Raw genomic sequence first — 25,896 nt, forward strand, 5'->3', positions numbered from 1 at the left:
CGGCGGATATCCGCGATCGCCGCTACGCGTCAAATCTTGCCCTTCCACGGCACGAGGAATGCCTCCAGGAAACGAATGGCCGCCGAGAAGGTGAAGGCGCAGATGGCGATGATGCCGATGCCGACGAAGACGACGTCGGTTGCCAGGAACTGCGACGCAGACATGATCATGAAACCGATCCCGCGCGTGGAAGCGATCAATTCGGCGGCAACCAGCGTGCCCCAGCCGACCCCGAGCGCAATCCGGATGCCGGTGAGGATCTCGGGCAGGGCGGAGGGCAGGACGATATCCAGGAAGAGCTGCAGCCGGCTCGCGCCCAGCGAACGGGCGGCATTGACGCGCTCGATCGGCAGCGAACGAACGCCGGCCTGGGCCGAGAGGCAGATCGGCGCGAACATCGCAAGCACCAGCAACGTGATCTTCGATGTCTCGCCGATGCCGAGCCAGATGATCATCAGCGGCAGGTAGGAGAGCGGCGGAAGCGGCCAGTAGAACTCGATCGGCGCGTCGAGGACGCCTTTTGCCCAGCGGTTCAGGCCCATCAGCAAACCCAGCGGAATGCCGGCGGAGACGGCGATGAGGGCCGCGACCACGATGCGGAACAGGCTCGCAAAGACATGCTCGGACAGCGACGCCCCGGCGTAGCCGTCGCGATAGATGACGCCGATCTGCTTCAGCACCTCGTCCGGGCGCGGCAGGAAGAGGTGTGGAACGACGCCGAGCGCCGATACGAGCCACCACAACAGCAATAGGGCCAAGGCAGTGGCGACGCTGATCGCCACCGTCGACTTCTCGCCGGCGCCGAAGCTTGCCATTTTCACCAGCTTGACCTGGCGGTCCGCCGTATCGGCCACAATCGGTGTGGCCTGTACTATATCGCTCATGCGGCGCTCCTCAAGTCTTCGGTGCTGTGGAGAATGGCGCGTATTTCCTCGCGCAGCTCGGCAAATTGTGGCGACGCCTTGATGGATCGGGCATCGCCGGTTTCGGCGAAGCGGCTGATGAAATCGAGGTCGAAGCGCGCGACGACGCGCCCCGGCCGCGGTGACATGACCAGGACCTGCGTGCCCAGGAACAATGCCTCTTCGATCGAATGTGTAATGAAGAAAACCTTCTTTGCCGTCTTGTCCCAGATGGAAACCAGCAGTTCCTGCATCTGCTCGCGCGTCAGGCTGTCGAGCGCGCCGAATGGCTCGTCCATCAGCAGGATGTCTGGATTTGTCGCCAGAGCGCGCGCGATGCCGACACGCTGCCGCATGCCGCCCGACAGCTCGTAGGGAAAGGCGCCGGCGAATTCGTCGAGTCCGACGAGCCTGAGAAGCTCCAGCGCGTGCGCTTGCCGCTCCTTCCGGTTTACGCCCGCGAATTTCAAACCGAGCGCGACATTGTCGACCACGGATTTCCAGGGCAGCAGCGAGTCCTTCTGAAAGACGACGCCACGATCCGCGCCTGGTCGTTCGACCGCGCGACCATCGAGCGTTATCCGGCCGTCCGAAAGCGGAAGAAATCCGGCAATCGCATTGAGAAGGGTTGATTTGCCGCATCCCGACGCTCCCAGCGCGACGACGAAGCCTCGTTCGGGAATATCGAAAGAGACGCGATCGAGCGCGTGGACGGTCCGTCCGTCGCGGGCTGAGAAGAAGACGCTGGCGTGATCGACTTTAAGCATGTGGCCGCTCGCAAGTTTGACGCCGGCGCGGCAAGCCGGGCCGACGTCGGGGAGGATCAGTTGCTGACGCCGGTGAGCGCGTCGGCGGTGACGAAGGCACCGTAGTTGGCCAGCACGTCGGAAACCTTGCCCTGTTCCTTCAGGAAGGATGCCGTGTCCTTGAGGATCCTGCCGGCACCTGCCTTTTCGCCGCCGCCGAGCCAGGCATCCGATGCCTGGACCTCAGGCGTCAGAAGCGTGAGGTTCTTCAGGGCCGATGCCTGCTGGTCGGGCGTTCCGCCGAGAAGCTTGGCGAGCGACTTGGCGTTGTCGCTGTCGGGACCCCAGGCGGCCTTGTCCGAGGCGAAGGACGTGTAGTATTTGTTGATGACCGCGGCGAAGCTCTTGAGAAATTGCGGGTTGTCGGCGGCAAACTTCGAGGTCGCCACCCAGGCCGAGAAGGTCGGCGCACCCTTGTCTGCCACATCCTTCGAGGTGACGAGAACCTTTCCGTTCTTCTTGAGTTCGGTCAGCGCCGGATCCCAGACGAAGCCGCCGTCGATATCGCCGCGATTATAGCTTGCGACGATCTCGGGCTGAGGGATTGCGAAGACCTGAACGTCCTTTTCGGTCAGGCCCAGCGATTTGATCAGCGCCAGGAGCTGATAGTGGTCCGTGGAAACAGGCGCGGCGGCAAGCTTCTTGCCCTTCAGGTCATTCACGCTTTCGATGCCGGAACCGTTGCGGACGACGAGAGCCTCGTCGATGCCCGAGATGGAGGCGAGGTAGAAGGCCTTGACCTCAAGCCCGCGTGATACCGCGGCCGCAAACGGGCTGGAGCCGACATAGCCGACCTGGACATCGCCCGAGGCAATGGCCGCAAAGATCTCGGCGCCCGAATTGAACCTGCGGAAGTCGATGTCGTATCCCGTCGACTTGGCGAATTCGCCATTGGCGATTGCCACTGAGGACGGCAGGGCATCGGTTTGATAGCCGACGACGACTTTCTTGTCCGCCGCTTCGGCGACAACAGCCGCTGCGAGAGTGCCGACGCCGATAGCGATGGCGGCAACCAAATTTTTGAAATTCATCTTGAGCCCCTTTGTTTGAGGGCCACCCGGCCCCCTTAATCTCACCCTCAAAAGGGTAATGGTTGAGAATGGGCTAGCGGGAGAAATAACAAACTATATTTATAGACTATGAAGACATTTGTTTTCGTGATTCTGCCACTTGCGCGATCCCAAGGACGCGTGAGCGACGAGAGCTAGGGCGTACGGAGCTTCAGGGAGAATGCGGTGATATATGATGTTATCGTGGTCGGTTCCGGTTTTTCGGCCATAGCCGTGACCTGCAATCTCATCGAGCAGCTTCCCGCCTCGGCGAAGATTGCCGTCGTTGGCGACGATCCCGGCTTCGGCCGCGGGACGGCCTATCGGACGGAACTCTATCTCCATCGCCTTAACGTGCCCGCGGGCCGCATGAGCCTGTTGCCGCATCATCCCGACGACTTCGTCGACTGGCTGAAACGCCATGGACGCCTGATGCAGGCAGGCGATTTCGCATCGCGCAGCGACTACGGTCTCTATGTCAGGGATACGCTTGCGCGGCTGCTTCGAAAGCGGGACGGCCGCTGCCGGGTCGATTTCATCAGGGCCAAGGCGACGGGATGTGTCGAACGTTATAGCAGCACGCTGGCCTTTCACCTCGGCAATGGCGACGAGATCGCCGGGAAGAACGTGGTGCTCTGCCTTGGCGTCGGCAACGCCAACCTCCCGGTCAACCCGGCTGGGGTCCCGCTGTCGCTGAGATCGCGGATCGTCGAGAACCCGTGGCGGCTCTCTTGGCTGAGGCGCGTCGCATCGTCCGATGCCGTCTGTATCCTCGGCTCCGGGCTGACGATGATCGACCAGGTTCTGGCACTTCGCGCTCACGGCCACAATGGCAGGATCGACGTGCTTTCACGCCGCGGGCTCGCGCCGCTCGGACATGCCAGGAAGCCGCTGCCGCCGCTTCCGATCGATGTCCAGGCGCTTCCGGGTACGATCAGCGGCATGTTGAAGAGCCTACGGGAAAAGAGCAGGGCGGTCGACGACTGGCGAAGCGTAATGGACGGCCTGAGGCCCGTCACGCAGGCTCTCTGGCAGCGTCTTTCCAGCAAGGAGCGGGCACGCTTCCTCAGGCATGCACTCCCCTGGTGGAACATCCATCGTCACCGGGTCGCGCCCGACGTGTTCGGTACGTTCGAGAAACTGGTCTCGGAGGGAACCGTCCGTTTCCATGCAGGCTTCCTGAAATCGCTCGGGGCCGAGGAGGACAGGCTCCTTGCCGGATACAGGATCAGAGGGACAGGGGACATCGCCGAGATCAGGGCGGATTGGCTCGTCAACTGCACGGGAATGGAGCGTGCCGGGATCAGCCATTCACCGCTTTTGAAGGAAATGAGCCGGTTTCAACTGATCGCCCCTGATCCTCTCGGCCTCGGGATCCAGGTGGATGCCGCTTCCGAGGTGACGGCGCCATCGCGGATCTCGCCCGCCCGGCTGTTTTCGGTCGGCGCCTTGACCGCGGGCCAATTCTGGGAGATCACGGCCGTTCCCGACATTCGGGTGCAGGCGAAGGCCGTGGTCGAAGAGATCGTCGCGAAACGGCCGAGTGCCGAAGCATAGGCTGACAATCCCCGATCGCTATGGTGCGGTTGAATTGCCGGCCGGCGACAGCTACAGTATCTGGTACGCCATAATACGGTTTTCGAATTCGGCTGCCGTGCGGGAATTTGAGCGCGAAGTCAGTCCAACTCTGAGGTGCAGAATGAGCGGTGCTCTGAAGGACGCAACAATCAGGGTCGAGCGTCCTGCAAAGACATTGCGGGAATTGGCGCTTGACAAGGTCCGCGAAGCCATTGTGAACGGCTATTTCCGTCCCGGTGACCGCCTTGTCGAACGCGACCTCTGTGCCCAGCTCGGCGTCAGCCGGACCGTCGTGCGTGAGGTTCTAAGGCACCTGGAATCGGAAGGGCTCGTCGCCAATCTGCCGAACAAGGGGCCGATCGTTGCCCAGCTCGACATCGACGAAGCCAAACAGATCTATGAGATCCGCGGCGCGCTCGAGGGTATGGCAGCGCGGCTATGCGCGGAGCGCAGCAGTCCAGAGATCGTCGCCGCGCTGGAAGAATCCCTGACCGGGATCCGCAACAGCTATCGCGACAATGATATGACGGCTGTGCTCGCGAACACCACTTCCTTCTATCAGACGCTGTTCACGATGGTCGACAGGCATGTCGCCTGGGGCGTCGTCAATCTCCTCACCGTGCGCATAAACCACCTGCGCTCGATGACGATCAAGACGGAGCGGCGAGGCATCGAAGGACCGGCGCAGATGTCGAAGATCGTTGATGCCATCCGCCGCGGTGATGGCGATGGGGCCTATCAGGCCGCGATGGACCATGTCGCCGCCGCCTGCGCGATTGCCGAAGCGGTGCTATCCGCCAAGACGTCCGCCGAATAGGCCGACCGCCCGCCGCAGCCATCGGCGGCAGCCAGTAAACATCGATCGCGCGATTCCGGGGAGTGCGCACTCCCGGCTTGACACCCAACTTTGCTCAATGTGATGGTATGCCATATTAAATAATATGTGAGGTGGCATTGCATGAGCTGGGATCTTCGCGGCTGTGTCAGCTGACAACGCAAGCTGAATGAAGAAGTTCTCTCCGGGGAGCCTATGAGTGCTCGCCTGCCGTCTTGGAGATTTTCGCCAGGGCAAGATCCGCAGCGATAGATGCTGATGAGCGCATCAGCAGTTATAAATTACTGTTTTGTAAAGGCTATTTCTGGATTGATGCTTAAATCCCCGGCTTCGTAGAAACGAACTTGACAGCGTCATATTATGGCATACCATAATACCAAAATGAGAAATGAGGTATTCGATGGTCATTCAAATTCGCAAGACGGGACTGCAGATCGAAACGACGCTGATCGAGGGCAGCAAGGCTGCGGCGGTGCCGCTGAAGCTGTTCTCCGCCTTTGCGGTCGTGAACAATCCCTGGGCGGGACGCGGCTTCGTCGAAGACCTCAAGCCGGAAATCCATGCGGCCGCTCCTATTCTCGGCGAATTGCTCACCAAGATGATCATCGAGGCGGTCGGCTCCGGCGAGGCTGTCGAGGGATATGGAAAGGCTGCTGTCGTCGGCCTGAATGGCGAGATCGAGCATGCATCGGCGCTCATCCACACCCTGCGCTTCGGCAATTTCTATCGCCAGGCCGTGGGCGCAAAGTCCTATCTCGCCTTCTGCAACACGCGCGGCCCTGCCAATGCGCCGATCATGATCCCGCTGATGGACAAGAATGATGAAGGCCGCCGCTCGCACTACCTGACCATCCAGACGTCGATCCCCGACGCGCCCGCCGCAGACGAGATCGTCGTGGCTCTGGGCGCGTCGGTGGGCGGGCGTCCCCATCACCGCATCGGCGACCGCTACCAGGATCTGAAGGACCTGGGGCAGGACGTCGCCAATCCTGCGGGCGTTTGAAAGGGTGGGCGTTGACATGCTGACAGCCGGATCGATCTCAGGCGCCGCTGCAGCGAAGGACGCCGGTTCCTTGCCTCGAAAGAAGACGGCGGGCGGAACGGCCTATCACGAGGCCGGCGACGGCGAGCCGCTGGTTCTGATCCATGGCGTCGGCATGCGGCTCGAAGCCTGGGCGCCGCAGATCGCATCGCTTTCCGGCGGAAAGCGCGTCATCGCCGTCGACATGCCGGGCCACGGCGAGAGCGCAAAGCTGCCGGTGGGCAGCCGCCTCGAGGAATTCGTCGCCTGGTTCGGCCGATTTCTCGACGAGATGGACATCGAAGCGACGAATGTCGCCGGGCACTCCATGGGAGCACTGGTGTCGGGAGGGGCGGCGGCGACGTTCGGTCAACGCATCAAGCGTGTCGCTTACCTCAATGGGGTCTATAGGCGCGACCCGGAAGCAAAGGCTGCCGTGTTGGCGCGGGCCGCGGCCATTCCTGTAGCGGGCGTGGATAAGGAAGGTCCACTGGCGCGCTGGTTCGGCGACGATCCGGGCAGCAACGCCGCTCGCGAACTGACGCGGAAATGGCTCAACCTCGTCGATCCCGAGGGTTATGCTGTCGCTTACGCCGCCTTCGCCGGGGGAGACGAGACCTATGCCGATGGCTGGAAAGACGTTCAAGGTCCAGCCCTGTTCCTGACGGGATCCGATGATCCGAACTCGACGCCCTTGATGGCGACGCAAATGGCGGCGCTTGCGCCGAAAGGCAGGGTCCGCATCGTGGAGGGTCATCGTCATATGGTGAACCTCACCGCGCCTGAAATCGTAAATTCGCTACTCGCTGAGTGGCTGTCGTTCGGGGAGGATGAACGATGACAATCCAGACTGCCGATCCAAGGGCATTGCGCGATGCATTCGGGGCTTTTCCGACTGGCGTGACCGTCGTCACCGCCTGCGACAGGGATGGAAATCCGATCGGGTTCACGGCGAATTCCTTCACGTCAGTCTCGCTCAATCCGCCCTTGCTCCTTGTTTGCCTCGCCAAGACGTCGCGCAATTTCGCGACCATGACCGGCGCGCAGCATTTCGCGATCAACGTGCTGTCGGAAACGCAGAAGGACGTGTCGAATACCTTTGCGCGGCCGGTCGAAGACAGGTTTGCGGCGGTCGAGTGGTCGAAGGGATCAGCAGGCTGCCCGGTCTTCTCGAACGTGGCGGCATGGTTCGAATGCGCGATGGAAGAGGTCATCGAGGCCGGCGACCACGTCATCCTGATGGGACGGATCGAATCCTTCGACAATAGCGGCCGCAATGGTCTCGGCTATGCCCGTGGCGGCTATTTTACGCCGACGCTCGCCAGCAAGGCGGTTTCCGCGGCGAGCGAAGGCAATCTGGAACTTGCCGCCGTCGTCGAACGGCGCGGAGAGGTTCTGCTGCTCGGCGATGACGTTCTGTTTCTCCCAAGCATTGACGCCCATGACGGCAACCCGACGGAGATGCTGGAAAAATACCTGGAGACATCAACCGGGCTGAAGGTCAGCATCGGCTTTCTCTATTCGGTTTACGAGGGCAAGAGCGACGGCAAGCAGCACATCGTCTACCACGCTGTCGCAGGCGATGGGGAGCCAGCGAGCGGCAGGTTCCTGAAGCCCGATGCTCTATCTGGCGCGCAGTTCAAGACCAGCTCGACCGCCGACATCGTCAATCGCTTCGCGATGGAAAGCTCGATCGGCAATTTCGGCGTCTATTTCGGTGACGAGACCGGCGGCAAAGTTCATCCCATTCCAGCCAAGGGCGCAAAAGCATGAAGTTCTCCCTCTTCGTCCATATGGAACGGCTCGATGCCAGCCAGAGCCACAAGAGCCTTTACGAGGAATTCGTCGCGCTCTGTGAGATTGCCGATAAGGGTGGCATGCATGCGATCTGGACGGGTGAGCACCATGGCATGGATTTCACCATCGCACCCAACCCGTTCGTCACCATCGCCGATCTCGCGCGCCGCACATCGCAGGCACGGCTCGGCACGGGAACGGTGATCGCTCCCTTCTGGCATCCGATCAAGCTTGCCGGCGAAGCGGCTATGACCGACATCATCTGCGACGGCAGGCTCGATATCGGCATTGCGCGCGGCGCCTATTCCTTCGAATACGAGCGCCTGCTCCCGGGTCTCGATGCCTGGAGCGCCGGTCAGCGCATGCGCGAGCTCATCCCGGCAATCAAAGGAATCTGGAACGGTGACTACGCCCATGACGGCGAATTCTTCAAGTTCCCCGCGACCACCTCCGCCCCGAAGCCGTTGCAGCAGCCGAACCCGCCGATCTGGGTCGCGGCGCGCGATCCGAACTCGCACGAATTCGCCGTCGCCAACGGCTGCAACGTTCAGGTCACGCCGCTCTGGCAGGGCGATGATGAGGTGCAGTCGCTGATGGACCGCTTCAACGATGCCTGCGCCAAGAACCCGCAGATCGACCGGCCCAAGATCATGCTGTTGCGTCACACCTATGTCGGCACGTCGGAAGAAGATGTCGCCCAGGCCGCCCATGAACTCAGCGTCTACTACAACTACTTCTTCGCCTGGTTCAAGAATGAGAAGCCGGTCACCCAAGGCCTGATCGAGCGCATTCCGGACGAGCAGATCAGGTCGAATGCGATGCTTTCGGATCAGGTCATGCACACCAACAACGTCGTTGGAGACGCACGGACCGTCATCGATCGGCTCAAGACCTATGAAGCACTCGGTTACGACGAATATTCCTTCTGGATCGACACCGGCATGAGTTTCGAGCGCAAGAAGGCGTCGCTCGAACGCTTCATCGCCGAGGTCATGCCGGCATTTCAGGAGTAGGGCCATGCGGCGTTTCCAGCACTATATCGACGGCGAATTCTCGGACGGCGAGGCCCGTTATCCCAGCATCGATCCGGCCACTGGCGCCGTCTGGGCTGATATGCCGGAAGCGCGTGAAGCTGATGTCGACAGGGCCGTGAACGCTGCCGACAGGGCGCTCTACGAAGGCCCCTGGTCGAAAATGACAGCCACGCAACGCGGCAAGCTGCTCTACAAGCTGGCCGATCTAGTTGCCGCCAATGCGCAGATCCTTGCCGAGCTGGAGACGCGGGACACCGGCAAGATCATCCGCGAAACATCCGCGCAGATCGCCTATGTCGCCGAATATTATCGTTACTATGCCGGCATCGCCGACAAGATCGAAGGCTCCTACCTGCCAATCGACAAGCCTGACATGGATGTTTGGCTTCGCCGCGAGCCGATCGGTGTCGTCGCCATGGTCGTGCCGTGGAACAGCCAGCTCTTCCTGTCGGCGGTCAAGATCGGCCCGGCGCTCGCTGCCGGCTGCACGATGGTGGTCAAGGCCTCGGAAGACGGGCCAGCGCCGCTTCTCGAATTTGCGCGTCTCGTCCATGAGGCCGGCTTTCCCGCAGGCGTCGTCAACATCATCACGGGCTTCGGCGGCTCCTGCGGCGCGGCCCTCGGCCGCCATCCGAAGGTCGCGCATGTCGCCTTCACCGGCGGTCCCGAAACCGCCCGGCACGTCGTTCGCAACTCGGCCGAAAACCTCGCCTCCACCTCGCTCGAACTCGGTGGCAAGTCGCCGTTCATCGTGTTTGCCGACGCGGATCTCGAAAGTGCCGCCAACGCCCAGGTCGCCGGCATCTTCGCCGCGACGGGACAAAGCTGCGTTGCCGGATCGCGGCTGATCGTCGAACGCAGCGTCAAGGACAAATTCGTCGCCTTGCTGCGTGAGAAGGCGCAGGCGATCCGGATCGGCGCGCCGCTCGATATGGCGACCGAAGTCGGCCCGCTTGCCACCAAGCGCCAACAGGACAATATCGGCGCGCTTGTCGCCAGGTCGATCGAAAGTGGCGCCCGCCTTGTCACCGGTGGCAGCAAGATCGATGGCGAAGGCTTTTATTTCCCGCCGACGATCCTCGACTGCGACGATGTCGATTCACCCTCGCTGATCGAGGAATTCTTCGGGCCAGTCCTGTCCGTTGTCTCATTCGAGACCGAGACCGAGGCGCTGATGCTTGCCAACAATACCCGCTATGGCCTTGCCTCCGGCCTCTTTACCCAGAACCTGACCCGGGCGCACCGGCTGATGAAGGGCATTCGCGCCGGCATCGTCTGGGTCAACACCTACCGCGCGGTGTCGCCGATTGCGCCCTTCGGCGGTTTCGGCTTGTCGGGCCATGGCAGGGAAGGCGGCATGGCCGCGGCCCTCGACTATACCCGCACCAAGACGATCTGGCTCAGGACGTCGGATGATCCGATCCCCGATCCCTTCGTGATGAGATAGCGCCGATGTTTTACGAAATCCGGACCTATCGGCTGAAGAATGGCGCCATCCCGCAATATCTCAAGGTCGTCGAGGAAGAAGGGATCGAGATCCAGAAGAGCCATCTCGGCACGCTCGTCGGCTACTTCTTCTCGGAAATCGGAACGATCAACGAGATCGTCCACATCTGGGCCTTTACGAGCCTGGACGACCGGGAGGCGAGGCGCCAGAGGCTCATGGCCGACCCCCGATGGCAGGCTTTCCTGCCCAAGATCCGCGATCTGATCGAGGTGGCGGAAAACAAGATTATGAAGCCAGCCAACTTTTCTCCCAGGAGCGAGGCGCACTGACGGCATAAGGCATACCCGTAGGCAAACAGAACAAGGATAAGGGAACATGAAAACAACATTTGCTTTCGCGGCGGTCGCCGCATTTGTGGCTGTGTCCGCGCCGGCACAGGCTGAAAACCTCGTCTTTTCGAGCTGGGGAGGAACGACCCAGGACGCGCAGAAGGCTGCATGGGCAAGTCCGTTCACCGAGAAGACCGGCGTCACCGTCGTCCAGGACGGGCCGACCGACTACGGCAAGCTCAAGGCGATGGTCGAAGCCGGTCAGGTCAGCTGGGATGTTGTCGACGTCGAAGGCGATTATGCCGCCCAGGCCGGCAAGAACGGCCAGCTCGAGAAGCTCGATTTCTCGGTCATCGACAAATCCAAGCTCGATCCGCGCTTCGTCACCGACTATTCGGTCGGCAGTTTCTATTATTCCTTCGTGATCGGTTGCAATGCCGATGCCGTCAGCGCCTGCCCGAAGACATGGGCCGATCTGTTCGATACGGCCAAGTTTCCGGGAAAGCGCACATTCTACAAGTGGTCGGCTCCCGGCGTGATTGAAGCGGCGCTGCTTGCCGACGGCGTGCCTGCCGACAAGCTTTATCCGCTTGATCTCGATCGTGCCTTCAAGAAGCTCGATACGATCAAATCCGACATCATCTGGTGGTCGGGCGGCGCGCAGTCGCAGCAGCTTCTGGCTTCCGCCGAGGCTCCCTTCGGCAGTGTCTGGAATGGCCGCATGACGGCGCTTGCAGCGACCGGCATCAAGGTTGAAACTTCCTGGGAACAGAACATCACCGCTGCCGATGCGCTCGTCGTGCCGAAGGGCTCGCCGAACGCCGAGGCTGCGATGAAGTTCATCGCGCTGGCGACCTCGGCTGAACCGCAGGCGGCCCTCGCAAAAGCCACCGGCTACGCGCCGATCAATCTCGACTCGGCCAAGCTGATGGACCCGGAGACGGCCAAGACCCTGCCGGACCAGCAGACGGCAAGCCAGGTGAATGCCGATATGAACTATTGGGCAGAGAACCGCGATGCCATCGGCGAGAAGTGGTACGCCTGGCAGGCGAAATAGGCTGAAACTTGAGATGAACGGGCACGGCGAAGGTCGCCGTGCCCCCGCGGCGCGCCGGTGCCAATCGGTTGTATTCGGCGCGCGCCCCGCGGAAATTGACGGGTGGGAAGGACTGTCATGTCGACGTATAGCGATGCCTCCGGCATAATTGCGCCTTTGCCAAAGGTGCGCAGGGCAACAGGTTTTGGCGCGGTCGCTCCGGCTTTCGCCTTCGTCGGCATCTTTTTCATCGTGCCCGTGGCGATACTTCTGTTGCGAAGCGTGCTGGAACCGGTGCCGGGCCTCGGCAACTATGTGCAACTGATCGGGTCTGCGACCTATCTGAAGATTTTCGCCAACACCTTCATCGTCTCGGGCCTCGTCACGGTGATTTCGCTGCTGATCGGTTTTCCCGTTGCCTGGGCGCTGGCAATCATGCCCGGACGGCTGACCTCGGTGATCTTTGCGATCCTGCTTCTGTCGATGTGGACCAACCTGCTCGCCCGCACCTATGCCTGGATGGTGCTTCTACAGCGCACGGGGCTCATCAACAAGATGCTGATCGGAATGGGCCTGATCGACAAACCGCTGGCCCTCGTCAACAATCTGACCGGGGTGACGATCGGCATGACCTATATCATGCTGCCCTTCATCATCCTGCCGCTCTACGGCGTCATCAGGAAGATCGACCCGTCGATCCTGCAGGCGGCCGCCCTTTGCGGCGCCAACCGGTGGCAGTGTCTGACGCGCGTTCTCCTGCCGCTGGCAACACCCGGCATGGCGGCCGGCGCCCTCATGGTCTTCGTCATGTCGCTCGGCTATTTCGTCACGCCGTCGCTTCTCGGCGGCACCGCCAACATGATGCTCGCAGAGCTGATCGCGCAATTCGTGCAGTCGCTGGTCAATTGGGGAATGGGCGGTGCTGCGGCACTGGTTCTTCTCGTCGTGACCCTGTCGCTTTATGCCGTGCAGCTGCGTTTCTTCGGCAGCCAGAACCCGGGAGGACGTTGACATGTTGCTCAATTTCGACCGTCTCGGCTGGTGGAAATACGTGCTTCTCGCGATAACGCTTCTGACCGCCGCCTTCCTGCTGCTGCCGATCCTCTTCATCGCGGCGCTGTCCTTCGGTTCCTCGCAGTGGCTGATCTTTCCGCCGCCGGGCTGGACGCTTCAATGGTATGGCGAGCTCTTCGCCGATCCGCGCTGGCTGGAATCGGCTCTGACGAGCTTCAAGATCGCCGTCATCGTCACCGTCCTGTCGGTGCTGCTCGGGCTCGTGACGTCCTTCGGGCTGGTGCGCGGCTCGTTCGTCTTTCGCGATGCGCTGAAAGCGCTGTTCCTCACGCCGATGATCCTTCCGGTCGTGGTTCTCGCGGTTGCTCTCTACGCCTTTTTCTTGAGGATCGGCCTTGGTGGGACGCTGACGGGTTTCGTCATTTCGCATCTCGTCCTCGCGCTACCTTTCTCGATCCTGTCGATATCGAGCGCGCTGGAGGGTTTCGACAAGTCGATCGAGGATGCGGCGGTGCTCTGTGGCGCCTCGCCGCTGGAGGCAAAGATCAGGATCACGCTTCCTGCGATCAGCCATGGGCTGTTTTCGGCAGCCGTCTTCTCGTTCCTCACATCCTGGGACGAGGTGGTGGTGGCGATCTTCATGTCCAGCCCGACCCTGCAGACGCTGCCCGTGAAGGTATGGGCGACGCTCCGGCAAGACCTGACGCCTGTCGTCGCTGCAGCGTCGACCCTTCTCATCCTTTTGACGATCATCTTGATGGCCCTTGTTGCCGTCGTGCGTAAGGTACTGAAACAATGAACGAACCATTCCTTCAGATCCGCGGTATACGCAAGGAATACGGCCCTGTCGTCGCCGTGCACGATGTCACTCTCGACGTCAGGCGTGGTGAGTTCCTCACCTTTCTCGGACCCTCCGGATCCGGCAAGAGCACGACGCTCTACATCCTGGCGGGATTTGACAACCCGACGAAAGGCGACATTGCGCTGGAGGGCAAGACCCTGCTCGCCACGCCGTCGCACAAGCGCAACATCGGCATGGTGTTCCAGCGTTACACCCTGTTTCCGCATCTGACGGTGGGCGAAAACATTGCATTTCCGCTGAAGGTCAGGCGCAAGTCCAAGGCCGAGATCGACAGCAAGGTGAAGGAGATGCTGCGCCTCGTCCGGCTCGAAGGCTTCGAGGATCGCAAACCGGCACAGATGTCCGGCGGTCAGCAGCAGCGCGTCGCCCTCGCCAGGGCCCTTGCCTATGATCCGCCGGTGCTGCTGATGGACGAGCCGCTGTCGGCGCTCGACAAGAAGCTGCGCGAGGAAATCCAGCACGAGATCCGCCGCATCCACCAACAGACCGAAGTGACGATCCTCTACGTCACGCACGATCAGGAGGAAGCCTTGCGGCTCTCCGACCGCATCGCGGTCTTTTCGAAGGGCATCATCGACCAGATCGGAACCGGCCCCGAACTCTATGCCAATCCCAAGACCCGTTTCGTTGCCGAATTCATCGGCGACAGCGATTTCATATCCTGCGACCTGCTGTCGTCGTCCGATGGGCAGGCCACCATTTCGCTCGGTGGCGGGACCGTCTTTAACCGCATCCCGGTGCACGGAAAAGGCGCCTCGGGCACAAGGGCAGCCCTGATGCTGCGGCCGGAGCGCATTCGGCTGTCGCGCGCTCCGGCGGGAACGGGTCTTACCGCGACGGTCAGCGACATCACCTTCCTCGGCAACAATATCCATGTCGCGACCGAAACGGCGGCGGGCGAGGCGCTCGCGGTTCGCCTGCCGTTTGGTCATGAGGCGATCACCGGGCTCAGCCGCGGAGATACCGTGCATCTGGAGTTCGATCCCGGTGCGGCGCACGTGTTCTGCTGAAAGTTGGCACATGAAGCTCGTTGATCCCTCGCTGTTCCGTCAGGCATGCCCGGTCGCCGATTGCTGGATCGAAGCGGAAGGCCGGCAGGCGACGACGATCCGCAACCCGGCGACGGGCGAGGCGCTGGGCGCGGTCCCCGATCTCGGAGCCGCGGAGACGGTGGATGCCATCAAAGCGGCCGTCATTGCCCAGAAGCTTTGGGCGAAGAAGACTGCCGGCGAACGCGCATCCGTTCTCAAGGCGTGGCACCGCCTGATGATCGAAAACCGCGACGATCTGGCGATGATCCTGACGCTGGAGCAGGGAAAACCCTTGGGCGAGGCCAAGGGGGAGATCACCTATGGTGCCAGTTTCATCGAATGGTTCGCCGAAGAAGCGAGGCGCATCAATGGCGAGATCATCCCGGGACATCAGCCGGACAAGCGCATCCTCGTCCTGCGTCAGCCCGCAGGAGTGGTGGCGGCCATCACGCCGTGGAATTTTCCGAATGCGATGATGACGCGCAAGGTCGGACCGGCACTTGCCGCCGGCTGTGCCGTCGTTCTCAAGCCCGCGCCGCAGACGCCGTTCTCGGCCATCGCGCTTGCCGTTCTCGCGGAGCGCGCCGGCTTGCCGCCAGGCCTCCTCAGCATCATGACCGGTGACGCAGCGGCAATCGGCGGAGTATTGACCGCAAGCCGCGACATCAGGGTCCTGACGTTTACCGGCTCCACCCGCACAGGCGAGCTGCTTTACCGGCAATGTGCGCCGACGATCAAAACGCTCGGCCTCGAGCTTGGCGGCAATGCACCCTTCATCGTGTTTGACGATGCGGATCTCGACGCTGCGGTGGAAGGCGCAATCATCGCCAAGTTCCGCAACAACGGCCAGACCTGCGTCTGCGCAAACCGGATCTATGTCCAGGACGGCGTCTACGAAGCCTTCGCCGCCAAGCTCGCGACGGCCGTTGCGGCATTGAAGGTCGGCAACGGCCTGGAGCGCGACGTCGTGCTCGGCCCGCTCATCGACGAGAATGCCGTCGCCAAGATCGAGACCCATATTCGCGATGCCGTGTCGAAGGGTGCCAGCCTCGTTTCGGGCGGCAAACGCCACGCGCTCGGCGGCCTGTTCTTCGAACCGACCATTCTGCGCGATGTCGATGGGGGCATGCAGGTCGCTCGCGAAGAAACCTTCGGGCCTCTTGCGCCGCTCTTTCGTTTTCGCGATGAGCAGGATGTGATCGAGAAGGCAAACGACACCGAATTCGGGCTGGCCTCGTATTTTTACGCTCGTGATCTGTCGCGAGTATTCCGCGTTGCCGAGGCGCTCGAATATGGGATGGTCGGCGTCAATACCGGTCTCGTCTCCACCGCCGAGGCGCCGTTCGGCGGCGTGAAGATGTCGGGCCTCGGCCGCGAAGGATCCAGGCACGGGTTGGACGAATATACCGAACTCAAATATGTGTGCTTGGGCGGCATTGCCTGACTCGGTTGATGCTTGCGCTTTCGCCGCAAGGAAAGACCGGAATGCCCCTCGTCAGCATCGCCATGTATGTCACATCGCAGCCGCTCGCGGATGCGACGGCAGAACTCTGGTCGTTCCTCCGGCGCACCCTCTCGCAAGCCGGTCTCGAGGACCTGCCCGAGACGCTCGATCAGAGCATTCCCTACGATGAAGCCTGGCTGCGGCCCGATCTTCTTCTCTCGCAGACATGCGGCTATCCCTATGTGAAGAACCTGCGCGGCAAGGTCCGTCTGGTGGCGACGCCGGTTTATGACCATCCCGGCTGCGACGGCCCGTCGATGTGCAGCTTCATTATCGCCCGCAAGGATTCCCCCCTTCGGTCGCTGGAGGATTTACGCGGCACGACGGCTGCGATCAACAGCCCCGACAGCAATTCCGGCAGCAATCTCTTTCGCGCAGCCGTCGCGCCGTTTGCCCGCAACGGCCGCTTCTTCGGCCGGATTATCGAAACCGGCAGTCACGGCGGCAGCATCGCCGCCGTTGCTGAAGGCAGGGCGGACAGTGCGGCGATCGATTGCGTCACCTACGCTAATATTCGCCGCTTCGATGCCAGCCATATCGAAGGGGTTCGCATCGTTGCCGAAACGCCGAAAGGCCCCGGCCTGCCATTCATCACCTCCGGCGACACATCGGACGAAAGGGTGCTTCTCCTACGACGTGCGCTTGATGCCGCCATCAGGGAACCATCGCTGGCCGCCACGCGCGCCACGCTGGGTCTCGTCGATTTTGCGGTGCCTTCCGAAGCCGATTACGAGCCGCTTCTATCCTTGGCCGGCGATGCACCGCCATTGAGAGCTGGCGCGGATTAGCGCCTTTGCGTCCCGATCGGTTTTGAGCCGGTTCACGGGAATTTTCTCCATTCCGGCTGTATCCGCGTTTGAGCTTGTCGTGCAACTGCTTCCCGGCAGCCTCACTGGCTTCGACAACCGTGTCGAACAGGTCGATCTTCAGCTGCCCTTTGGTTCCGATCCGTCCCCAGCAACGCATGAGCGAACTGCCGCCGAACAGGGTCTGTTCGACCGTCAGCAGATAGAAGCGCGCCATATTCTGCGCGGGGTTTATACGAAAAAGCAATGTCGGATGGGTCGCTTGGGTCATACCCAAGAATCCTATGCGAGTGCTGCCCGCGTCCAATGAATATGCTGAATCGATCAGGCGGCGGCGATTCCATCGCGTGATGTTTCACAAGTCGGAGTTATTGGCTGTTCCGACGCAATTCTGCCCAGATTTGCAACGCGCCGGCGCCCGCGCCTCTATCTGTCTTTCCACGGATTGATAATTTCGAGGTCAATGCCCGTGAAATCGGAGACGTTGCGCGTCGCGAGCGAAGCCCCGCGCGAAATCGCGATGGCGGCGATCTGGGCATCGAACTGGCTGATCGGCCGACCCGCTCTGCGGCGGTCGCTGGCGATTATGGCATAGACATTTGCGGCGTCACGATCAAACGGCAATACGCGCCCGCCGATATCCTCGCTGAAGATCGGGAGGATTGCCGCTTCGAGATCACGCCGGCGGCGTCCCTCGGGCAGGAGGCGCAGGCCATAGAGGATCTCCGCCTCAGTGACTGCTGTCGTGAAAATAGACGGAGGATGCTGCGTAGCGAGCCAATTGACCACGGCCATATTCGGAGCAGGCGTCAGCAGCTCCGAAATGACGTTGGTATCGAGAACGATCACGCCGCGAAGTCCGGTGGCTCGCGGATTGGCTCACGCGGTGGGATATCAAGTTCAACGCCGCCCACCGAGAGCAGACGCGCTCGAATAGCGTCCGCAAGATTGCGCGTCGGCGGTTCGCTGGTCGCAAGGGCTGCACGCAGGATATCTCGCGCTTCATCCTCCATGGAGCGGCCATGTGTTGCAGCCCTCATGCGCAGCCGTTGCTTCAGGCCGTCATCGAGATTGCGGATCGTCATGCTTGCCATCTCTATCTCCATTGATCAATGATTGCATATTAATCAATGATTGCAGATTTTCAAGATTGGTCGACAGCGGTAAGGAAAAACGTCGTATTCCGGCGAAGTCGCAGGAGGCGATGGCGCTAGCCTCAGAAGCGATGTTCCGCTCCCTCGACCGGATTTGCCCAGACCGTCATGCCGGGTGCAAACGGCGTCTCGCCTTCGGCGCGCACGATCATCTCGCCGAGTTCGGGGACGTCGAGATAGAGGATCGCGTCGGCGCCCAACCGCTCCACATGCCGGATCCTGCCTTGCCACTGCCCGGCGCCGTCCGAAAGCCTGATATGCTCCGGGCGGATGCCGTAGGTTGTGCAGTTCAATCGCCGTGCCGTCTCGCCGCCATAGAGATTCATCTTCGGGCTGCCGATGAAGCCGGCGACGAAAGGTGTCGCCGGATTGCGATAGAGTTCCATCGGGCTGCCAATTTGTTCGACCGTCCCACCGTTCAGGACGACGATCTTGTCTGCCATCGTCATGGCTTCGACCTGATCGTGGGTGACGTAGATCATCGTCGATTTCAGTCGGGCGTGCAGGTCTGATATCTCAAGGCGCATCTGGGCTCTGAGCGAGGCGTCGAGATTGGAGAGCGGCTCATCGAACAGGAAGACCTTGGGGTCGCGGACGATCGCGCGGCCGATGGCAACGCGCTGCCTCTGGCCGCCGGAGAGCGCTTTCGGCTTTCTCTCCAGCAGGTGGGTGAGCTGCAGCGTTTCAGCTGTCGCCGCGACCTTGGCGGCGATTTCCGCCTTCGGGCGGCGGGCGAGCGAAAGGCCGAAGCCGATATTCTCGGCAACGGTCATATGCGGGTAGAGCGCGTAACTCTGGAACACCATGGCGATGCCGCGCTCGGAGGGTTCGGCATAGGTCACATCCTTGCCGCCGATGGTCAGCGTGCCCGACGTCGTTTCTTCCAGGCCGGCGATGATGCGCAGCAGTGTCGATTTTCCGCAGCCCGACGGGCCGACGAAGACGACGAACTCGCCGGAAGCAACGTCCAGATCGATCCCCTTGATGACCTCGAGGGCGCCAAAATTCTTGCGAACTTGTTTGAGAGTGAGCTCAGCCATTCTGCTAGCCTTTGACTCCGCCTGCCGTCATGCCTGCGACGATCTGGCGGTTGAAGAAGATGAAGACGATCAGCGGCGGGATCGTCACGAGGAGGATGTTCATGAAGAGCAGATTGTACTGGCTCGTATACATGCTCTGGAAATTATAGAGCGTCAGCTGCACCGTCACATTCTCCTTGCCGGGGAGGTAGTAGAGCGGATTGGTGAAGTCGTTGAAGATCGCGATCGACTGTACGACGACGTTCGTCACGGTCACCGGCTTCAGAAGCGGCAGGACCACCCTGAAGAAGATCTGCCGGGGCTTGGCGCCGTCGATCAGCGCCGCTTCATCGAGATCGCGCGGTATGGTCGAGATGAACGAGCGGTAGAGCAATATCGAAAAGGAGAGATTATAGGCGACCTGGATCAGGATCATGCCCGTCATGGTCTTGAAGAGGCCGATCTCCTGCAAGAGGCCGATGGTGGGCACGACGGCCGGCGGCATCATCAGGCCCATGAAAAGCGCAATGAAGGCCACCCTGTTCCAGGCGGTCTTGCGGCGCTGCATGACATATCCGACCATCGCCGACAGCAGGATCAGGATCGTAACCGAGGCGACCGTGATCAGGGTGGAGTTGAAATAGGCGAGCACGAGCTGGTAGTCGCGCGCCTTGAAGACGGAGACGAGATTATCCCAGAACAGCCAGTGCTCCGGCAATTCGAAGTCGAGACGGGACGCTTCGGACTTTGATTTGACCGCCTGGAGCGCGACGAAAGCAAAAGGCATGACGAAGATGACGGTCGCGACGGCAAGAGCTATCGCCCCCGTCACATAAGGGCGGACGCTTCTCATGCCTCGACCTCGCGTCGGTTGAACCATAGGGTGAATGGCAGGATGATCACCGCGATCAGCGCAAACAGGATGACGTTTCCGGCCGTCGACAAACCATAGAAGCCCGCCTGGTACTGCTTGTAGATGACCGAAGCGATCACATCGGAGGAAAAACCAGGTCCGCCCCGGGTCATGGCCCATATCAGGTCGAAGGAACGAAGCCCGCCGATCAGCGACAAGGTCACCACGATGACGGTGGCGGGACGCACGAGCGGCAGGGTGATCCGGAAGAATTGCTGGAGCCGGGTGGCGCCGTCGATCCTCGCCGCCTCATAATAATCGGGGCTGATCGCAGCGAGACCGGCGATGAAGATCAATGTGGCAAGACCCACACCTTTCCAGACGTCGACCAGGGCCACCGAAAACAGTGCGAGCGCCGGATTGGTCAGCCATCCAGGCCCGGGAATGCCGAGCGCCTCCAGCGTGACATTGATGATGCCCTTGGTCGGATGCATCATGACAGCGAAGGTGATGCCGATGCCGATCGTCGAGACCAGCACGGGGAAGAAGACCAGCGTTCGCAGAAAACCGCGGGCAAAAATATTGCTGGTGAGCAGCACGGCCAGCAGCAGCCCGCAGACTGTCTTCAGGCCGGATGTCGTCACGGCGTAGATCAGCGTGTTGACGAGCCCCTTGATCAGGAACGGTTCTGAAAAGAATTGCTGGAAATTCTCGAGCCCGATGAATTCGGCCGTCGAAAGATCCCAGCGCGTCAGGCTGAACCAGAGAGATGAGACCGTGGGCACAAGAAACAGCACGCCGTAGATGATGGCGGCCGGAATGAAAAACCACAGCGGGTAGGGCGATTTGCGCGAGCGGGGGCGTGTCTCGATCATGTCTACCTCTTCGATCGGGTGGGGCCTCGCTCCATCAGGAGCGAGGTCGATTGACCCGAAAGACCGCTACCAGTTGGGCAGCCCGAGTTGCTTGGCCTGCTTGCGCACATCGTCATCATAGAGTTTCGCCGCATCGGCCGGCTGGCGAATACCCGAGCCGACCTCGACGGTGATCTGCTCGAGCGACGGCCCCTTGATCGGCGAAACGAATTCCAGTGCCGGTGTCGTCTTGTCCTTGGCTTCGAAATAGGGAAGCATGTCCTTTATTGCAGGTGGTATGTCGGCCGGCAGGTCGCAGCCATCGATCAGCGACGGCCCCTGAACGGCGTTGGTTTCCACCATGAGCTTGCAAGCCTCGACGCTCCCGGCGAAATCCACGAATTTCCGCGCTTCCTCAGCGTGCTGGCTGGTCGCGGGAATATAAAGGGCCGGCGGCATCCAGACCGTCAGGCCGTTGGTCCCGGCATCGTCGGACGGCTGCGCGAAGAAGCCGACGTCGGCGAGGTTCTCGGGATAATTCTGCTTGAGCGCGCCGACGGCAAAGCTCAGCATCGGATAATGCGCTGCCTCGCCGGTCGCCACCATTCTCAGGCCGTCATCGTAGCTTGCCGCGCCGAAATCTTCGTTCATCAGGCCCGCGTCGTGAACATCCTTCAACCGCTCGAAGCCCTTCATCGCCGCAGGCGTCTCTCCATATTTCGCCTTGTTGGCGGTATAGTCGGCGGCGAAATTCGGCACGGCGGCATGCAGGTTGTAATAGTCGGCCAGAACGAACAGCTGCGAGGTCCAGGTATCGCGATAGGTCTGCGCCACGGCGACCTTGCCTGATGTCTTGACCTTCGCATTGTTCGCCATGAACTCCGCCCATGTCTTCGGTACGGAGAGGCCGAGGTCCTGATAGATTTTCCTGTTATAGAGGATCCCGCCCGCCATCGCCGTGCCGAAGGGAACGCCGTAGAGCTTGCCATCGGCGCGGACGACTGACTTGAAACCGTCGTCCACCTTCGCCTGCGACGAGAGACCACTCAGATCGACGAGCGTCTGGGCGGGTTTCAGCGCCTGCAGCAGCGAACCGGAATTATAAAGGAATACATCGGACATTTCCCCGGTCGCCAGTCGCGTCTTGATGATGTTGTCGCCCTCGCCGCCGCCGGGCCGCTGCTCGATTTCGATCGTCACGTCGGGCGCCTTGGCCTGATAAGCGGCAACCAGTGCCTCGGCAGCCGCGACCGTGTCGGGATTGTTGTCGATCAGGAACGACAGCGTGACTTCCGCATGCGACGGGCCGGCCGCGACCAGTGCCAAAAGCGCGGACGTGCCGGCAAGAATGAGCTTTATCCGATGTGTCATGACGTTCCTCCTCTGAACGGTGTGACGTGTATGCTCCTCAAGAATTGGATAGGGAAAAGACCAGCTTGTGCGTTCCCGGGGGGATGATGGCTTCCCCGATGACAGGCTCTCCGTTGAGCGACGGGTTCCGGTGCCGGTTTCCGGGCCGGAAGCGGCCGATGCAGCCTTCCGGAAGCGTCAGCACATAGGTGATCTGGTTGCCGTCGCACTGCCAGCCGGCTTCGATGCGTCCCTGGTTCACGTCATGATGGGCTGAAACCGGCGAGAGGGACGGAATCGGCGCGGGATCGACGATCACCTCGGCAAAGCCCGGCGCCTCCGGGCTCGGCGAAATTCCGGCGACGGATTCGAACAGCCATTGGCAGACGGCGCCATAGGCATAGTGGTTGTAGCTGTTCATCTCGGGTTCGTAGATGGTGCCGTCGGGCGCCATGGAATCCCAGCGCTCCCAGATCGTCGTCGCCCCCTTCGAGACCTGATAGAGCCAGCCCGGCACATCCTCCTGCAGGAAGACTTTTTCGGCGAGATCGTCCATTCCGAGCTTCGTCAGGGCCGGCAAGAGGGCCGGCGTCCCAATGAAGCCGGTGCCGATCTTGTAGTCGGCATCGATGATCACCTGCCTGAAATGCTGTCTCGCAGCGTCATGATGCTCCGCCGGTATCAGGTCATGGAGGAAAGCCAGCGCATAGGAGGTCTGGTCGTTGTGGGCAAGGCGTCCCGATGGCGTGATGAACTCGTTCGCAAATGCCAGCCGGATCTCTCCGGCGCGGCGTTTCATCTCATCTTCGAGCGCCCGCTCGCCAAGAACGGCTGCGATCTTTGCCAGACGGTCGGTCGAGATGAAATGGTAGAGGGTGGCTGCGCAGTCGTCGGCAATCGTCGGTCGCGGCTTCCTATTGTCGCCGACCGGCTGCAGCCAGTCGCCGAAGGTGAAGCCACGGTCGCCCCAGCGCGACGGCGGGCGCACCAGCGGACCATCTGAGATCGACCAGACGAAATCGACCCAGCGCACCATGGAATCCAGGCACTCCGAAAGAACGGCCCGATCGCCATAATGGGTGTAGAGAACCCAGGGGATGACGACGATCGCATCACCCCAGCCGGTCGAGCCGGCATAACCTGGGAAGTCGGCAGGATGCAGGCGCGTCGGGTCCGGCGAAAAATGCGAGACGGCGCCGTCCTCGCGCTGGTCGGCCATCACGTCGCGCAGATATTTCCGGAGGAAGGACTGGCTATCACTCAGCCAGCATGCTGTTGCGGCAAATACCTGGGCGTCGCCTGTCCAGCCCAGGCGTTCGTCGCGCTGCGGGCAGTCTGTGGGTACTTCGACGAAATTGGCGCGCTGCGACCAGATGGTATTCTGAACGAGGCGATTGACGAGCGCATTGCCTGTGGTGAAGCCGCCGGCAGGCTCCGGTACCGACGAGATCGGGATGGAGGCGATCGCCAGGATCTTTGCATCGCCGGTGATGGTCACCCTGGCATAGCGGAAGCCCTGGAAAGTGAAATGCGGCGAATAGCTCTCGTCGCCGTCTCCGCGCAGCGTATAGACGGTCTGCGCCACGGCCGTGCGATAATTGCGATTGTCGAAATGTCGGTCGGGGCCGAGGACTTCCGAATGCTCCACCCGCACTTCGGCGCCGGCAGCCCCGCGCACCGTGTATCTGACATAGCCGCCGGCATTCTGGCCGAAATCATAGACAGTCCTGCCGTCATCATCGGTCCAGCTTTCGACTGGGGCGAGCGGCTGCAATTCCCGCACCGCCGGGGTTTCATGCGCGACGAGCAGCGTTCTGTCGAATGGCAATCTCTCCGTGCCATGGGTCTCGACAAGATTTTCCTGACGGGCATCGTAGATCTCGCCGAAATAGATCCCCGACTTCAGGATCGGCAGGAGGCCGCTGCGCCAGGTCGTATCGGTAGAAAGAATGATACCGCTGGGACCGACCAAATCGGCGATGGCGCCGATCCTGTCGCCCCAGCAATTGGGAATAGCCTTGGCGCCCCACATCAGAGGCGACCGGTACCATCCGTCGGCAATCCAGATCTCGATACGGTTCACGCCAGGCTTGAGCAAGTTCGAGACGTCGTATCGCTGATAGGCAATGCGATTGTCGTAGTTCGTCCAGCCTGGAGTCAGCAAATCCTCGCCGACGCGGGCGCCGTTGATGAAGCAGCGGTAGAGGCCAAGAGCGGAGATGAAGAGTTCGACCGGATGTCCCGCGCCATCATGCTCGAAGCTTTTAGCGATGAAGCTTGCGGCCGTTCCCTGGCCGCCATCCGAGAGTGGCGCGACCATATCCCCGGACCAGGCACGCGAGACGAGATTGCCGCTGATGGCTGCCGGCTGAAAGTTCATCAAGTCCTCCCGACAAAATGTAGAACGTTCTCCATATAACGTTCTACATTTTTTTGGGATGTGCAATAGAAATTTCGTCGCCAGTCTGCCATGGTGGTTCTGCGGGCAATTGTTGACGGCCCGCTGTAAGCCCAGAGATTTCATGTCGATCGAAGACAAACAAAAACTGCAACGAAATGATCGCGTGACGATCCGGACAGTGGCAACCCACGCAGGCGTATCGGTCGCCGCGGTTTCCAAGGTGATGCGAAACGCCTACGGCGTCAGCGAAGGGTTGCGGGCAAAGGTGACCGATGCCATCGACGCGCTAGGATATCGCCCCTCACGGGCCGCGCGTGGACTGCGCGGCCGGAGTTTCACCATCGGTGTGCTCCTGATCGACATCCGTAATCCCTTCCTTCCCGAGGTGATTGCCGGCGTCAACGCTGTGCTGGCGCCTTCGCATTACCAGGCGATGATCGGCGTCAGCGATGCGCGCGTGCAGCTGGAGACGTCTTTGATCGAGTCGATGATCGACTACAAGATGGACGGCCTTATCCTTGTTGCGCCACGCCTGCCCTCTGAGATCATCGCAAAATTCGCGGTAGAGATCCCGATTGTCGCGGTCGGTTACCATGATGCCGCCGCAACGGCCTTCGACACCGTCAATGCCGACGATCAGCGCGGGGCGGAGATCGCGGTCGAAGCGCTTCTGGCCCAAGGCTATCGCGATATCGAAATGCTGAGCCTCGGCGAGCGCGAGGGACACGCCGTCTCGGTCGTCCGGCAGCGTGAGATCGGGTTCCGCCGGGCGATGCAGCGCGGTGGGCTCGGCTCGTCGGCGCCGATCGTCAAAATTCCGGTGGCCTCCCCAAAGCGGGAAGATGCGATGCGCAAGTTCCTGGGCAGGAAGGACAGACCGCGCGCCGCGTTCTGCTGGAGCGATCTCGACGCCATCACCCTGCTGAGCCTCTCCGTGGAGATGGGCGTGCGCGTGCCGGACGACCTCGCCGTCGTTGGATACGACAATTCGCAGACCGCAGCACTCGGCCTCGTCAATCTGGCAAGCATCGATCAGTCGGGCAGGGAGCTCGGGCAGGTCGCCACCCGGACCCTTATTTCCAGGATAGAGGGCCGCAGCGATCCGGAGCACATTCTCCAGATACCGTCGCTGGTCAGCCGGAACAGCCTGATCCGCTCCGGCAATTCCACGGATACGAAACAGCGGTAACGGTCGGTGTGCCTTAACGGGTTAC

The 25,896-nt window shown here is 61.3% G+C and carries 25 protein-coding genes and 1 pseudogene; 15 read left to right on the plus strand and 11 right to left on the minus strand.

Features of this window, described 5'->3' with window-relative positions; translation table 11 throughout:
- Positions 1-29 precede the first annotated feature (29 nt).
- Genes EFB14_RS10065 through tauA form a run of 3 tightly spaced genes read right to left on the minus strand, consistent with a single transcriptional unit; the run spans position 30 to position 2,739 of the window.
- Positions 30-884: an ABC transporter permease subunit gene (locus EFB14_RS10065; RefSeq protein ID WP_125843110.1), complete on the minus strand. Its 855-nt coding sequence runs from the start codon at positions 882-884 to the stop codon at positions 30-32.
- Positions 881-1,669 (minus strand): taurine ABC transporter ATP-binding protein, encoded by a 789-nt coding sequence (locus EFB14_RS10070; RefSeq protein ID WP_126824901.1) that lies wholly within the window; start codon positions 1,667-1,669, stop codon positions 881-883. Before EFB14_RS10070 ends, EFB14_RS10065 begins: the two co-directional genes overlap by 4 nt.
- Before the next feature lie 56 nt (positions 1,670-1,725).
- Positions 1,726-2,739: a taurine ABC transporter substrate-binding protein gene (gene tauA, locus EFB14_RS10075; RefSeq protein ID WP_125843106.1), complete on the minus strand. Its 1,014-nt coding sequence runs from the start codon at positions 2,737-2,739 to the stop codon at positions 1,726-1,728.
- 204 nt (positions 2,740-2,943) lie between these two features.
- Between tauA and EFB14_RS10080 the strand changes: the two genes are divergently transcribed.
- The 14 genes from EFB14_RS10080 to EFB14_RS10145 all read left to right on the plus strand — a co-directional run bounded on the left by EFB14_RS10080 (position 2,944) and on the right by EFB14_RS10145 (position 17,033).
- A complete protein-coding gene (locus EFB14_RS10080) occupies positions 2,944-4,314 on the plus strand; it encodes an FAD/NAD(P)-binding protein (protein WP_126824903.1) in 1,371 nt (456 codons plus the stop codon).
- Positions 4,315-4,456: 142 nt separating this feature from the next.
- Positions 4,457-5,152 (plus strand): GntR family transcriptional regulator, encoded by a 696-nt coding sequence (locus EFB14_RS10085; RefSeq protein WP_125843102.1) that lies wholly within the window; start codon positions 4,457-4,459, stop codon positions 5,150-5,152.
- A 418-nt stretch (positions 5,153-5,570) separates the two neighbouring features.
- Positions 5,571-6,173, plus strand: a complete 603-nt coding sequence (locus EFB14_RS10090; RefSeq protein ID WP_126824906.1) for an amino acid synthesis family protein — start codon at positions 5,571-5,573, stop codon at positions 6,171-6,173.
- Between the two features lie 16 nt (positions 6,174-6,189).
- Positions 6,190-7,032: an alpha/beta fold hydrolase gene (locus EFB14_RS10095; RefSeq protein ID WP_126824909.1), complete on the plus strand. Its 843-nt coding sequence runs from the start codon at positions 6,190-6,192 to the stop codon at positions 7,030-7,032.
- The gene (locus EFB14_RS10100) at positions 7,029-7,964 is read left to right on the plus strand and encodes a flavin reductase family protein (RefSeq protein ID WP_125843096.1); all 936 of its coding nucleotides are present in this window, start codon (positions 7,029-7,031) and stop codon (positions 7,962-7,964) included. The genes EFB14_RS10095 and EFB14_RS10100 overlap by 4 nt, the downstream gene beginning before the upstream one ends.
- On the plus strand, positions 7,961-9,001 hold the full coding sequence (locus EFB14_RS10105; protein ID WP_126824912.1) for an LLM class flavin-dependent oxidoreductase: 1,041 nt from the start codon (positions 7,961-7,963) through the stop codon (positions 8,999-9,001). Before EFB14_RS10100 ends, EFB14_RS10105 begins: the two co-directional genes overlap by 4 nt.
- A gap of 4 nt (positions 9,002-9,005) precedes the next feature.
- Complete coding sequence (locus EFB14_RS10110) at positions 9,006-10,469, plus strand: aldehyde dehydrogenase (RefSeq protein ID WP_126824915.1); 1,464 nt, start codon at positions 9,006-9,008, stop codon at positions 10,467-10,469.
- Positions 10,470-10,474: 5 nt separating this feature from the next.
- Entirely contained in the window at positions 10,475-10,798 is a 324-nt protein-coding gene (locus tag EFB14_RS10115) for an NIPSNAP family protein (RefSeq protein ID WP_125843090.1), read from the plus strand.
- Positions 10,799-10,844: 46 nt separating this feature from the next.
- A complete protein-coding gene (locus tag EFB14_RS10120; protein WP_125843088.1) occupies positions 10,845-11,855 on the plus strand; it encodes an ABC transporter substrate-binding protein in 1,011 nt (336 codons plus the stop codon).
- A gap of 117 nt (positions 11,856-11,972) precedes the next feature.
- Positions 11,973-12,845, plus strand: a complete 873-nt coding sequence (locus EFB14_RS10125) for an ABC transporter permease (protein WP_126824918.1) — start codon at positions 11,973-11,975, stop codon at positions 12,843-12,845.
- 1 nt (position 12,846) lies between these two features.
- Entirely contained in the window at positions 12,847-13,647 is an 801-nt protein-coding gene (locus EFB14_RS10130; protein WP_125843084.1) for an ABC transporter permease, read from the plus strand.
- A complete protein-coding gene (locus EFB14_RS10135; protein ID WP_126824921.1) occupies positions 13,644-14,720 on the plus strand; it encodes an ABC transporter ATP-binding protein in 1,077 nt (358 codons plus the stop codon). The genes EFB14_RS10130 and EFB14_RS10135 overlap by 4 nt, the downstream gene beginning before the upstream one ends.
- Before the next feature lie 10 nt (positions 14,721-14,730).
- Positions 14,731-16,185: an NAD-dependent succinate-semialdehyde dehydrogenase gene (locus EFB14_RS10140; protein ID WP_126824924.1), complete on the plus strand. Its 1,455-nt coding sequence runs from the start codon at positions 14,731-14,733 to the stop codon at positions 16,183-16,185.
- Positions 16,186-16,226: 41 nt separating this feature from the next.
- A complete protein-coding gene (locus EFB14_RS10145; RefSeq protein WP_126824926.1) occupies positions 16,227-17,033 on the plus strand; it encodes a phosphate/phosphite/phosphonate ABC transporter substrate-binding protein in 807 nt (268 codons plus the stop codon).
- 103 nt (positions 17,034-17,136) lie between these two features.
- Here EFB14_RS10145 and EFB14_RS10150 read toward each other — a convergent pair.
- From EFB14_RS10150 to EFB14_RS10185, 8 genes and pseudogenes are all read right to left on the minus strand, one after another.
- Positions 17,137-17,322 (minus strand): annotated as a pseudogene (locus EFB14_RS10150) (WGR domain-containing protein); the annotation flags it as partial.
- 155 nt (positions 17,323-17,477) lie between these two features.
- Positions 17,478-17,900, minus strand: a complete 423-nt coding sequence (locus tag EFB14_RS10155; RefSeq protein ID WP_126824928.1) for a type II toxin-antitoxin system VapC family toxin — start codon at positions 17,898-17,900, stop codon at positions 17,478-17,480.
- Positions 17,897-18,145: a FitA-like ribbon-helix-helix domain-containing protein gene (locus EFB14_RS10160; RefSeq protein WP_126824931.1), complete on the minus strand. Its 249-nt coding sequence runs from the start codon at positions 18,143-18,145 to the stop codon at positions 17,897-17,899. Before EFB14_RS10160 ends, EFB14_RS10155 begins: the two co-directional genes overlap by 4 nt.
- A gap of 122 nt (positions 18,146-18,267) precedes the next feature.
- Complete coding sequence (locus EFB14_RS10165; RefSeq protein ID WP_126824934.1) at positions 18,268-19,245, minus strand: ABC transporter ATP-binding protein; 978 nt, start codon at positions 19,243-19,245, stop codon at positions 18,268-18,270.
- A gap of 4 nt (positions 19,246-19,249) precedes the next feature.
- Positions 19,250-20,077, minus strand: a complete 828-nt coding sequence (locus tag EFB14_RS10170; protein ID WP_126824937.1) for a carbohydrate ABC transporter permease — start codon at positions 20,075-20,077, stop codon at positions 19,250-19,252.
- Positions 20,074-20,952, minus strand: coding sequence for a carbohydrate ABC transporter permease (locus tag EFB14_RS10175; protein ID WP_125843067.1), 879 nt, complete (start codon positions 20,950-20,952; stop codon positions 20,074-20,076). Before EFB14_RS10175 ends, EFB14_RS10170 begins: the two co-directional genes overlap by 4 nt.
- 66 nt (positions 20,953-21,018) lie before the next feature.
- Complete coding sequence (locus EFB14_RS10180; protein ID WP_126824940.1) at positions 21,019-22,302, minus strand: ABC transporter substrate-binding protein; 1,284 nt, start codon at positions 22,300-22,302, stop codon at positions 21,019-21,021.
- A 37-nt stretch (positions 22,303-22,339) separates the two neighbouring features.
- On the minus strand, positions 22,340-24,661 hold the full coding sequence (locus tag EFB14_RS10185; protein ID WP_126824943.1) for an alpha-L-rhamnosidase: 2,322 nt from the start codon (positions 24,659-24,661) through the stop codon (positions 22,340-22,342).
- A gap of 142 nt (positions 24,662-24,803) precedes the next feature.
- Between EFB14_RS10185 and EFB14_RS10190 the strand changes: the two genes are divergently transcribed.
- Positions 24,804-25,871 (plus strand): LacI family DNA-binding transcriptional regulator, encoded by a 1,068-nt coding sequence (locus tag EFB14_RS10190; protein WP_126824946.1) that lies wholly within the window; start codon positions 24,804-24,806, stop codon positions 25,869-25,871.
- The last annotated feature ends 25 nt before the right edge of the window (positions 25,872-25,896 follow it).

Origin of the sequence: Rhizobium fabae, from assembly GCF_003985135.1 — a bacterium.
Classification (GTDB): Bacteria; Pseudomonadota; Alphaproteobacteria; order Rhizobiales; family Rhizobiaceae; genus Rhizobium; species Rhizobium pisi.